Here is an 8,925-nt window from a genome sequence, read left to right as displayed (position 1 = left end):
TCCTCGATCCTGGCGTGCCGGGCAGGGTCGAGCTGAGCCAGAGCGATCATCACGTCGATCCCGTAGTAGCTCTCCTGAGAGAATTTCATCGGAGTCAGCGGATGCTGCGACTCTTTTCGCAATACTTACGACCGCGCATTGGTGACAATAGACCGAACGCCTCATTTTTCTGGGTGATGAGTCTAAGATCAGGCGCCAACGGGAGAACTCGTCGGAGCAAGAGGTCGGAGTCAGCGGACGGCTCCGGCTCCCACCAGCACCCGCGTTCCGCTTCGGGCGACGGCCTCGCTCTCCGTCAAGAACCGATCACGCCCAACCCCAGCATGAGGCCTCCGACCGCGGGGAGCAGAAGCCATCGCAACCTCCGCCACTCGCTTCCGGAAATCCCCTCCACCGCCTTGCGACGTACTACGCCGCAACCAAAGCTTGGCCGCTTGTGTTCCGCTGCCAGACGTAGTCGTACACGCGGCCAGCCAGCGCCTCGGTTTCCTCATCCGAGAATGGCGGCCGCGGCAGTGATTGCCAGAGGGTGTCGAGGATGAAGATCTTCACCTCGGCCTGAGTGGTCGTGTTCTGCGTCCAGTTTTGCATCGGCTCAAGCAACTCCTGGAGCGATGCGAGCAGGGCCTTGCTGGCTTGCTTGAGCCGTTCGCGATCGGCCTTGCTGATGTTCTCCTTGAAGAGCAGGTCGAACAGCGCCAGTTCATCATCGGTCAAGCCCTCTTCCGCCGCCCGTTTCTGTTCGGCGTCGAGGTTGTTGGCCAGCTCGACCAGCTTCGCGAAGGTCTCTTCCACCGTCACGCGATCCTTCTCGCGGTTGTAGTCCGCGATGATCTCCTGATACTTCTTGTAGTAGTCCATCCGCGTGGGATTGCGGGCGAGCATCTGCTCGATCTTCTTCTCGACCACGTCACGGATGTCCTGCAGGGCGGCGTGCTTGCGCTTCACTTTTCTTGCAAACTCGTCGCGCAGCTTGGCGAAGTCGATCCGACTGAGGTCCATCGTCAGTCCTTCTGCGTGGTCCTCGCCGACATCCTGCGCCCGGATGGCGTCGTTCACGATCTTGTGCAGTTCTTTGATCAACTCCGTCACGTCGGCTGTGTCGCGCTTCTCTTGGAGCTTCTTGTAGAGGGTCTCGATGTTGTCGTGGCGCTCGGCGTAGGCAAGTGCGCTCGGCTCCATCAGCAGCGCCTTGAATCGAATGAAGACCTGCCGCGACATAATCTCGAAGCGGCGCTTCGCCTCGTCCGAGGCGTAAAGCGCGTCCACGGCATCGCGGAGCGTCTGGATACGGGTGAAACCCGTCGCGCCCATCAGCCGAGCCGGGTCAAAGCCCAAGCCCTTCAGATGCTTCTCCGCTGCCTCGATGGCTTGCGCCAGCGCGGCGACCAACTCCTCGATCGGCGCCACGATGCCGCCGCCGTCGCTTCCCTCGTCATCTCCGGTCGCGTACTGCGCAAGCGCCTCGCGCAAGCTCTTGAGCATGCCGTTATAGTCCACGATCACGCCGCAATCCTTGCCCGGATAGACGCGGTTGGCGCGGGCGACGGCCTGCATGAGCGTGTGGGCCTTCATCGGCTTGTCGATGTAGAGCGTGGCCAGGCACTCGACATCAAAGCCCGTGAGCCACATGGCGCAGATGATGGCGATTCGGAACGGGTGCCGAGGGTCTTTGAAGGCGTCGTCCACGCCCACCCGCTTGCCGTCGGGTGTCTGGAAGCCGGTCTTCATCACGACGCGATGTGGGATGATGTCGAAGTCCCATCTCTGAAAGTCGCGCACCTCGTTCTGCGCTTCGCTGATGATGATCTCGATAATGGTGCTTTCCATCCATTGCGCCTGCCCGCTCAGCTTCTCCAGCGACTTGCCAAGGCGCTCCTTCTCAATCTGGGTCGGATGCCGCCGCCAGCTCCGCCTCCTTCTGCGGGATGACGGCCTTCAACTGTGCGAGCTTCGCCTTCCAGCGCGGTTCGATGCGTTGGAACATCCGGGCGCACGTCACCTTGTCGATACACAGCAGCATCGACTTGCCGGTCTCCCAGCGCGTCGAGCAGTGCTCCACGAAGTCGTCCGCCAGCTTGTCCAGGCGGTCTCCGGCGGTGATGACCTCGTAGTCCTTGCCGAGCAGCTTTTCCAGCAAGGACATTTGGTCAGGGTCGAGTTCGGCTTCCTCGATCTTCGCGGCGATGCGGTCGTTCAGGTCGAGTCGGACGATGCCCAGCTTTTCGCCCCGGTTTTCATAGACCAGCCTCACCGTGGACTGGTCTTCTTCGGAGCGCTTGAAGTCGTAGCGCGAGACGTAACCGCCGAAGATGCGGCGGGTCAGATGATCGTGCTTGAAGAGCGGCGTGCCGGTGAAGCCGATGAACGAAGCGTTGGGCAGAGCCAAGCGCATGTTGCGGGCGAACTTGCCCGCTTGGGTCCGGTGCGCCTCGTCCGATATCACGATAATGTCGTCGCGCTTGCTGTACGCCTCCTTCACGTCCTGGTTGAACTTGTGAATCAGGCTAAACACGAAGCGATGATTTTCCCGGAGGATCGCTTTCAACTCCTTGCCTGAGCCGGCCCGCGGCGTTTTCTCGTCGGTCACCCCACAGCCAATGAACGTGCGACAGATCTGGTCGTCCAGGTCTTCGCGGTCGGTCATGATCACGAAGGTGAAATTGCCCGGCACGACGCGCCGCACCTTCTCGGCGAAGAACACCATCGAGTAGGACTTGCCGCTACCCTGCGTGTGCCAGAAGACGCCCAACCGCCCGAGATCGGGGTGCGCACGCTCGACCAGGGGCAGGACAGGGTTGGGATCTTCGGGGAACGAGGATGGTTTGTGCCCGGCTTCTGCCGCGAGGCGCAATGTTTCCGGCGGTATGTCGGCCAGCACAGTCAGGGTTGGGGACGACTTGTCGGGATTCATCCGATACACGGCACGCCACTTTTTGCGCTCGGGATACTCACGCTTCAACGCTTCCTGCCGCTCTACCGAGGCGACGGCGTTGTTCACGCCCAAAACCTGATGGTTGCGCGCGATCACCTTGCGCGTGCCGCCTGCCCGACTGTCGTCGAATAGGATGAAGTTCTCCACCAGATCGAGCAGCCGCTCTTTGGTCAGCATGCCGTCTAGGAGCACCCGGGCCTCCACCCGCCCCTTGTCCTTCTCGTCGTTGCGCTTCCACTCTACAAAGTGTTCCCACTTGCTCGTGACGGAGCCGTAGCGGGCGCGGTCGCCGTTACTCACCACCAGGAGGGCGTTGTGATGGAACGCGTGCGCGATGCTCGTCTCGGTCAGGTAGTCTGTGAGGTTGTCGTCAAAGCCCGCGCGGATGTTCCGATACACCCCCTTGAGCTCTATGAACACTAGCGGCAGGCCGTTGACGAAGCAGACCAAGTCGGCGCGGCGGTTGTAGTGCGGCACGCGCACGCCCTGGATTTTCAGCTCTCGGACTGCGAGAAAGCGGTTGTGGGCCGCATTGCAGAAGTCGATGACCTTCGCCAAGGCATGCCGCGTCTCCCCCTGGGCATCGCGCCACTCCACCGGCACCCCGTCCCGAATGAAGCCATAGAACTCGCGATTGTGCTGCACCAGCGACCGGGCGAAGTCTGCGCGCGTCAGCTTTTCGATGGCCTGCTCCCGCGCTGGTGTAGGAATGTCCGGGTTCATGCGCTCCAGCGCCGCGCGCAGATCGCGCACGAGCACCACATCCCGCTCAGAAATGCGCCCCAGTGTGCCGTTCGGCCCGAATGTCTCGGCGTTGTAGGCATAGACACTCTCCCAGCCGAGTACCTTCTCCAGATGCGCGGCGAAGGTCTGCTGGACCAGCCGGTCTTCGCTGTTGATGTCGGTGATCATGGAGTTCGGCCGAGCGCGGCCGCCACCTCGGCCACGGTTGCGAAGGCCCGGTCCAGATCGAACCTCGCGAAATCCGCCGGGCGGAGCACCGGCTTGAGGGCCGTGTCGAGTTGAGAACTCAGGGCCGCGAAGCGGACCGTTGAGAGATCGACGACGGAGTTCCCCGGCATCTCGAGCTTCCACCGGACGAGCGTCAGGAACGCCGGATCCTCCACGCGATAGCCGCGATGGTGCACGATGTGATCGACGTCGTAGAAGTCTCGGATCGCCGGATCCCGGCGCGAAAGGGCCGCCCGGAGCTTCTCCGCCATGGTTTCGTCGTGTGACAGGCAGGGCAGGGACAGGGCCGGGACAAGCGGACGATCCGACGCCGGACCGCGCAGAAGGGTCCGCGCCTCGCCACGGATTGCCGGCGTCAGCAAGGGCTCGCGCAAGCCCGCCTCGATCTTGATCGTCTCGTCCCCTAGTCCGACCCGCGACGTGTAGGCGACTTCGGCAATGTACTGGGTCGAGTTGTTCGCTCCTCGCAAGGGGCTGACCGCACGGAAGGCCGGCAGCCGGTGCTCGATCTCAGCCATCGCCCCCTTCAGCTCTACCGCCAACCGGCTTCTGGCGGATCTCGCCGTTTCCACGGGGACGGGGATGGTGAAATCCAGGTCCTCGCTCATGCGGTGGAACTCTGTATGCACCTTGGCCAGGCAGGTTCCGCCTTTGAAGACCAGGCTCGGGCAACTTGCCGCGAGGTACTCCAGCAGCACAGAGCAGAAGTAGTCTTTCTCAACGAGCCGGACCAAGAAGCCCACTCTCGCGGCTGTCAGGGTCAGGAGGTCCCGAAACGCATTCGAGTCCTCGTGCCAGTGGAGGCGAGTTGGCTCAGGCACGATCGTTCCAGACAATGCCCCAGCGCCGATCGGCGTTACCGCGTCGGGCGCGCCCGGGGATCCAAGGAATCGGATTCTTCGGCGTGCGGAGTCGCTGTTCGAGCCTTCGCAGCTGCCGTTTGTCAACGCCCTCGCGATCGAGCAGCGCGCCGATCCGCCGGATGGCGCCGACGTCGCCGTAGCGCAGGGTGATGCGTACGAGGTCGACCGGCCGGACTCGCCCGGCACGAAGGTCGGCGCGAATCCAGTCGTACGCGCGCGGCAGGCTGCCAAATCGGGACCAGTCATAGACCGCGTCGAGAAGCGTCCGGGCGCGCGATGAGTAGACGGCTGTCTCGCCATCTGCGGTCTTCTGCTCCTGGGTTTCTCCCAGACGCTCGTCCGCGACCTTGATGAGGGTCAGGTTGACCGCCCCGATCGTGCGATCGCCGGAGAGGCGGTTGTTGTAGGCGTAGATCCGGTTGGGCAGCTGGTCGTCGTAGCCGTAGCGATTGAAGGCGTTGGGGCCACAGATTTGGTAGCGGCCCTGACGATCCGCGATCAGGGTGTTGATCGCCAGGATCTCGTCGGGCGTCCAGGCGCCGCCGAGCGGCAGCCGGGGCGGAACGAGATAGAGGCCGCGCCGCACCCGCGCGATCAGCTGTGCTCGGGCGAGCCGGCTCAGGAGTTTCCGCTCCTGATCGGGCGTCAACCCGAGCATCGATCCCGAGAGATCGCCGCGGCGCACAGTGCGGAGCTTGCGCATCTGCGCGTAGGCGAAAAACTGCGCCTCCAGGCGTCCGAGCCGCTGTTTCACCCCACCACTCTATATTTCTCGCTAATCCCCTGTCAAGGCATTTACAAGAAATACCAGACAACCCCTAGACCGCGATCTCTCCGCTCATCAGGCGTGGCAGGAGCAGGTCGCGGGCAGCGCGCAACTTGTGGTTAGCAAAAGTAAGCGTCTTCAACTGCTCAACGGTGGAGCGTACGACACTCTCGAAGCTGCTCAGGAGCCCGTGAGGTGGCAGAGGAACCCTGTACGCCTGCATTTGCTTCCAGTCCGCGCGCGGCATCTTCGAGCCTTCCCTCATGGTCTGCGCGGTTACAGCCACAAACAGGTCGCTCGATACCGTCATCAGCACTAGCCCGTGTAGCGCCGAGTCGAGTGGACGGATGACGATTGCGTCAGAAGATGCGACGCCATCGACGAATGCAACACCTACCTTGTGAAAGTACGGACGGATCTTCCCGAACAGGATGTCGCCCTGACGGAAGCGGTGTTTGCTGCTGGTTACCTGCTCGGCCGTACCCCATTCGCTGAGAGAGATTGACCGCCGCGGCATGTGCTCGAGGCCAATGTACGGGGTACTTGGCTCAAGCGCGTCTGGCTTGACTGATTCGCGAACTTCCTCGCACAAATCACCAAGCGTATTCCTCTCCCACCCCTCCGGCACGCCGTTGGTGATGCGGATGTGCTCGTGGCCGGGGAAGCGGAGGCGGACGAACCACTCGCGGTAGAGCTGCCGCGCCGCCTCCTCCAACAATGCCATCCGCCGACGGTTGTTCTCGATCAGGTCGTCGTAGGCGGAGAGGATGGCACCCGCGCGCTTCTGAACCTGCAAATCTGGAAGACCCTCAAGCTTCAGCTTGCGGATGTCCCCCATGTTAACGTGCTTTGCGGTTGCACCCGTTTCGCCCGCCAGGAGGACTCCTTGCTGCGAAGGTGTGAGAAGGAAGTAGCAGAGGAAATCCGAATCGACCTTATCTGGGTTGGGACGCAGATGAACCGTTCTCTGACCCAGACAGACGCGTTCTCCATTCTTGACGACCGCGATGTTCCCCGCCGGTGCCTCGCGAGCAAGGATGAGGTCGCCAGCTTCGGGCACGGCACGCTGAGTCCAGGTCTCATATGTCTCATCGGACACCCGATACACGTCATCGAAGATGAGACGCCCTTTCCCTATGTTTGGTGTGCGAATAAGCGGAAAGCCGGTGTCCTGTGTTGGGGCGGTCCTATGCAGACAATCGACGATGAACTCGCATATCTCGTCGAGCGTCGGAGCCGGATGCGCGGTCATGCCCCCAACTCCTCGAAGTTCTCCTGAATCTTCGCCGCCGTCATTCCGGCGAAAGCCGGAATCCAGAAGGTCTCTGGACACCGGCTTACGCCGGTGTGACGTCCCATGTCTACTATACATAACGACATAAACCCTGTCCTCTTCGTCATTCCGGGCTTGACCCGGAATCCAGGTTTTTCCTGGATTCTCGTTTTCGCGGGAACGCAAGATTGTGCGGTGATTGACGTCGCTGTGTATAGAACAGCCGAGCAACTCCGGTCAGAGTATCGACGCATACAAGTCCCGCCAGGTGGGATTGGTTTTCTCGATCAATTCCAGCTTCCAGTTGCGCTTCCACTCCTTGATCGCCTTCTCGCGACTTATGGCCGACTCCATCGTTTCGTGCAGCTCATACCAAACCAAAAGATGTACGCCGTATCGCTTCGAGAACCCCTCGGTCACATCGCTCTTGTGTTGCCAGACTCGTTGGGCGAGAGATGATGTCACCCCCGTATACAGGGTCCCATTCCGGCGACTTGCAAGGATATACACGGCCGGCTGTTTCATGCGCTGTCGGTCACTGGATTCCGGCTTTCGCCGGAATGACGGGTTGTGGCGTCACACTCCCAGTTCCTCGAAGTTCTCCTGAATCTTCGCTGCAAGCTCCGTCGCTTCCTGGTTGAGGTCGGCCAGCTCGGTGTGGATATCGCGTAGTGTCTGCTCGAAGTCGAAGTCCTCGTCTTCTTCCGGCGGAGCGACGCCGACGTAGCGGCCGGGGGTGAGACTCCAGTCGGCGGCCTGGATCTCCGCGCGGTCCACCAGCTTCACTAGCCCCGGCACGGCCTGCAGCTCGGCCTTCGGGAAGCGGTCCTGGAGCCACGCCACCTGCCGGTGGAAGTAGGCGGCGTGCTTCAACTGTTCGACGGCGGCCTTGCGCTCCTCGTCGAGCTGCTTCACCAGCCGGCCAGTGGCACGGCGGTCGTAGGCGGCGGAGATCGCATCGTCGGCCGCCAGCTCGGCGCCCAGGTCGGCTACGCGCCCCGCCAGCTTGTACAGCAGGTCCACCTGCTTGACGAGGCCGCGGATCGCCTCGGCGGTGGCGTCGAACGCCTTTCGCGCCGCATGCTGGGCGTCGTTCTTGTCGGGCGGTGCCTGGGCGTACTTTTGGATGAAGGCAGCGAGGCTTTCGCGGAGCTTCTTCGCGTCGGGCGCGTAGAGCGCGGCCGCCTGGCGCAGTTCGGTGACGGCATCGGCGAGCACCTGCTTCTTGTCGGCGTCTAGTTCGGTGTGCTCCGCAATCGCCACGGCCAGCGCATCGAAGCGTCCGCGCAGGTCGGCGAGCGTGGCCTCGAAGGGCAAGAGCGCCCCGGGGATGGCGGCGCCCTCGGCGCAGACGCGGCCGAGGTAGTCCTTCACCAGCCCCAGGAACCGCTGTTGCTGGCCGCGGTAGAGCCAGACGATCGCTGCGAGGTTGTGCATCTGCTCGGGCGAGAAGTCGTAAATCTTGCGCGTGACCTTGCGGTAGACGTTGCGCGCGTCGAGCATCAGCACCTTGTGCTTGCGCTCGGGCAGCTTGGCCCGGTCGAAGTGCCACAGCTCGCAGGGGACGGTGCGGGTGTAGAAGAAGTTGGAGCGGATGGAGATCATCACGTCCACGCCGCCCGTCTCGACGATCTTGCGGCGCACCTCCTTCTCGCCGTGGCCGGCGCTGCTGGCCTGCGAGGACATGACGAAGCCAGCGCGGCCCTTCGCGCTCAGGTAGCTCCAGAAGTAGGAGATCCAGAGGTAGTTGCCGTTGCCGACCTTCTTCTGCTTGTTCACGCCCGGCAGGCCGAAGGGCAGGCGCGGGTCGCCCTTGATGCGCTCTGCGTCCACCAGGTCCACGTTGAAAGGCGGATTGGCCATCACGAAGTCGCACTTGCCCGCGAGGGTGTGCTCGTCCTGGTAGTAGGTGATGGCCTCGGCGATCTTCCCCTCCAGCCCGTGGACCGCGAGGTTCATCTTGGCGAGCCGGATCGTGTCGCGGTTCTTCTCCTGCCCGTAGAAGACGACCCTCTTGGCCGTGTCGCCACCCTCGTGCTCGATGAAGTGGCTGGATTGCACGAACATTCCGCCCGAACCGCAGGCGGGGTCGAACACCGTGCCATGGTCGGGCTCG

The 8,925-nt window shown here is 62.6% G+C and carries 7 protein-coding genes; all 7 read right to left on the bottom strand.

The genetic code is table 11. The features are described 5' to 3' along the window. Window positions 1-408 precede the first annotated feature (408 nt). Window positions 409-1,731 (bottom strand): type I restriction enzyme endonuclease domain-containing protein, encoded by a 1,323-nt coding sequence (locus HY852_RS17855; RefSeq protein WP_291606108.1) that lies wholly within the window; start codon window positions 1,729-1,731, stop codon window positions 409-411. Between the two features lie 151 nt (window positions 1,732-1,882). Further along, a complete protein-coding gene (locus HY852_RS17850) occupies window positions 1,883-3,847 on the bottom strand; it encodes a type I restriction endonuclease (RefSeq protein ID WP_291606107.1) in 1,965 nt (654 codons plus the stop codon). Continuing rightward, on the bottom strand, window positions 3,844-4,641 hold the full coding sequence (locus HY852_RS17845) for a nucleotidyl transferase AbiEii/AbiGii toxin family protein (RefSeq protein WP_291606106.1): 798 nt from the start codon (window positions 4,639-4,641) through the stop codon (window positions 3,844-3,846). Before HY852_RS17845 ends, HY852_RS17850 begins: the two co-directional genes overlap by 4 nt. A gap of 79 nt (window positions 4,642-4,720) precedes the next feature. Continuing rightward, entirely contained in the window at window positions 4,721-5,524 is an 804-nt protein-coding gene (locus HY852_RS17840; protein WP_291606105.1) for a hypothetical protein, read from the bottom strand. A 64-nt stretch (window positions 5,525-5,588) separates the two neighbouring features. Next, a complete protein-coding gene (locus HY852_RS17835) occupies window positions 5,589-6,788 on the bottom strand; it encodes a restriction endonuclease subunit S (protein ID WP_291606104.1) in 1,200 nt (399 codons plus the stop codon). A 258-nt stretch (window positions 6,789-7,046) separates the two neighbouring features. Continuing rightward, the gene (locus HY852_RS17830; protein WP_291606103.1) at window positions 7,047-7,334 is read right to left on the bottom strand and encodes a GIY-YIG nuclease family protein; all 288 of its coding nucleotides are present in this window, start codon (window positions 7,332-7,334) and stop codon (window positions 7,047-7,049) included. A 51-nt stretch (window positions 7,335-7,385) separates the two neighbouring features. Beyond that, on the bottom strand, window positions 7,386-8,925 hold a 1,540-nt coding region (locus HY852_RS17825; RefSeq protein WP_291606102.1), incomplete at its 5' end, for an N-6 DNA methylase.

It is taken from the genome of Bradyrhizobium sp. (assembly GCF_016213215.1).
Classification (GTDB): Bacteria; Pseudomonadota; Alphaproteobacteria; order Rhizobiales; family Xanthobacteraceae; genus Bradyrhizobium.
The sequence above is the reverse complement of the archived record's forward strand: the minus strand, read 5'-3'. Positions and strand labels throughout refer to the sequence as shown.

Excerpts from the sequence above, each read along its gene's own strand:
- HY852_RS17855 (WP_291606108.1), bottom strand. The coding sequence starts at position 1,731 with ATGAAGACCGGCTTCCAGACACCCGACGGCAAGCGGGTGGGCGTGGAC.
- HY852_RS17835 (WP_291606104.1), bottom strand. The coding sequence starts at position 6,788 with ATGACCGCGCATCCGGCTCCGACGCTCGACGAGATATGCGAGTTCATC.
- HY852_RS17850 (WP_291606107.1), bottom strand. The coding sequence starts at position 3,847 with ATGATCACCGACATCAACAGCGAAGACCGGCTGGTCCAGCAGACCTTC.
- HY852_RS17830 (WP_291606103.1), bottom strand. The coding sequence starts at position 7,334 with ATGAAACAGCCGGCCGTGTATATCCTTGCAAGTCGCCGGAATGGGACC.